Here is a 1,446-nt window from a genome sequence, read left to right as displayed (position 1 = left end):
CATCAGGGCCGCTTTTTGGGCACCCTCGGCTTGGGCATCAATCCCAATCCCGCCCTGGTGCGCTCCACACAGCTGGCGCGGGAGGTCTCGATTGGGGTGTTTTTGGCGGTGTGGGTCTTGGCCATCCTGGGAGCGGTGGTCAATGCCCTCACCATCACCTATCCCATCAAAGAGCTGGTCAAAGGTGTCCAGGAGATCACCAAAGGTAACTTCAAGCAGCGCATCGACCTGCCCTTCGGGGGAGAGCTGGCCCAGCTCATCGACAGCTTTAACGAGATGGCGGAGCGGCTGCAAAGCTACGAAGAGCAAAACATCGAGGAACTGGCTGCCGCCAAAGCCAAGTTGGAGACCTTGGTCTTCTCCATCGTCGATGCTGCCATTTTGCTGGATGCCGAGTTGCGGGTGCTGCTGCTCAACCCTGCCGCCTCCCGCATGTTTGGCTGGGAAGGGGATCCCGTTTTGGGCAAACCCTTGCCGGAGCTGTTGCCGGAGGATCTGCGGCAGCAACTGGCCCGCCCCCTGATGCACATTGCCCGCGGGGATCAAGAGGCAGAGGAAGTTCGCGTCAACCTCACCGGCCCCACCAAGCGTGTCATTCGCATTCTGCTTTCACCGGTGTCGGATCCGCGTCGGCAAAATCTCAAGGGGATCGTGATGACGGTGCAGGACATCACCCGCGAGGCAGAGCTCAACGAAGCCAAGGCCCAATTCATCAGCAACATCAGCCACGAGCTGCGCACCCCCCTCTTCAGCATCAAGTCTTTTATCGAGACCCTCTACGAGTACGGCGAGCAGATGTCCCCCGCCGAGCGGCAGGATTATCTGGAAATTGCCAACCGCGAAACCGACCGCCTCACCCGCCTGGTCAACGATGTTTTGGATTTGTCTCGTCTGGAATCGGGCAAGCAGTACCACTTTGAGGGCGTCGATATCTCGGCGGTGATCGAGCAAACGCTGCGCACCCATCACCTGCAGGCCCGCGACAAAGGGATCCAGCTGCGCAAGTTCGTCGATCCGGATCTGCCGCTGGTCTGGGGCAACTACGATCTGCTGCTGCAGGTGATGACCAATCTCCTGGGCAATGCCCTCAAGTTCACCCCCTCAGGGGGCCTGGTGACGGTACATGCCCACCTGGTGGTTCAGGCGGATGGATCCCCGCAGGCAGTGCGGGTGGCGGTGGCCGATACAGGCATTGGCATTGCCCCAGAAGATCAGGAGCGGATTTTCGACCGCTTTTTCCGTGTCGAGAACCGGGTCCACACCCTAGAGGGCACCGGCCTGGGGTTGGCCATCGTGCGCAACATCCTGGAGAAACATCGAACCCGCATCTGCCTGGAGAGCAAGCTAGAACAGGGATCCACCTTCTGGTTCGACCTGCACCTGTACACTGAAGAGGGACCGCTGGAGTTCGAGGTTCAGCCAGCCGAGACGGATCCCCCCAGTTGC

1 protein-coding gene is annotated in these 1,446 nt (G+C 60.2%); it reads left to right on the top strand.

Annotation, left to right across the window (positions count from 1 at the left end; translation table 11 throughout):
- A partial coding sequence (locus tag NW820_RS04705; RefSeq protein ID WP_414406822.1) for an ATP-binding protein occupies positions 1-1,446 on the top strand: 1,446 nt, incomplete at both ends.

The organism is Synechococcus sp. R55.7, from assembly GCF_047461955.1.
In the GTDB taxonomy this organism is placed as follows: domain Bacteria; phylum Cyanobacteriota; class Cyanobacteriia; order Thermostichales; family Thermostichaceae; genus Thermostichus.
The sequence above is the reverse complement of the archived record's forward strand: the minus strand, read 5'-3'. Positions and strand labels throughout refer to the sequence as shown.